This is a genomic window from Vibrio sp. 378, assembly GCF_033339435.1.
On sequence record NZ_JAWOUO010000315.1, the window covers coordinates 1 to 850 of the forward strand.

1 protein-coding gene is annotated in these 850 nt (G+C 43.1%); it reads left to right on the top strand.

All coding sequences use genetic code 11. The annotated features are described in order from the left end of the window. Window positions 1-55: 55 nt before the first annotated feature. The coding region (gene tssG / locus R7Q48_RS25945; RefSeq protein WP_318133055.1) for a type VI secretion system baseplate subunit TssG at window positions 56-850 on the top strand (795 nt) is incomplete at its 3' end.

Genomic DNA, 850 nt, shown 5'->3' on the forward strand with positions numbered 1-850 from the left:
CAACCAGCAGCTCCTTTCACGTATGGCCTGCGCTGACAGGTGATAAGGTGTTGTTATGAGCTCAGAGGACTTCTACCGCGAGCTAAAGCAACGTTCTTTGTTTGAAGCTATTCATCTTATTGAGCAAGAGCTTTTGAAAGTTGAATCGCAAATTGGAACAGATGCATTACCAAAAAACGAGAAACTCAACTTAAAGGTCAATGCGTCTTTAGGCTTTGAGAATGCGCAACTCGTTTCTACTAAACCATTAGGTAAAGATAAATTAGCGCTTGAGACAAATTTGATTGGCTTGACGGGGGAGCAGGGTGTACTGCCTCAGCATTACAGTGAGCTTGCATTGCATCGACTGAAAGAAGGCGATCATGCGATGGTGGACTTCTATGACATTTTTAACCATCGGCTTTTATCCCTCTATTATCGAAGTTGGCAATTGAGTCAGTTAACCATACAAGCGCGTGCGCATGCAAAAAATCAGCGCTCCCCATTAACTGATTGCATGTCGTCATTGACTGGCGATGGGAATGATCTAGCACTGCATTATGGCGGCATGTATGCATCTCCAACACGAAGTAAAGGTGCATTGAAGAGCATTTTGGAATGTTTGTCTGGTTGCCAAATTCGTATTCACGAGTTTCAAGGTCAATGGATGCGACTGTCTAAATCTGAACAAACTCGTTTGGCATCGAAAAGTATGCCCGAAGGCCAGTTTGCACAACTCGGTGCTGGTGCGTCACTAGGGAAAAAAGCCTGGAATATCAATGCAAGTACAACAATTGAGTTTCTCCCAAAGGAAAGTAAGCAAGTCAAAAATCTATTACCCAAGACCAATACATTGAAAACGATAAAACAG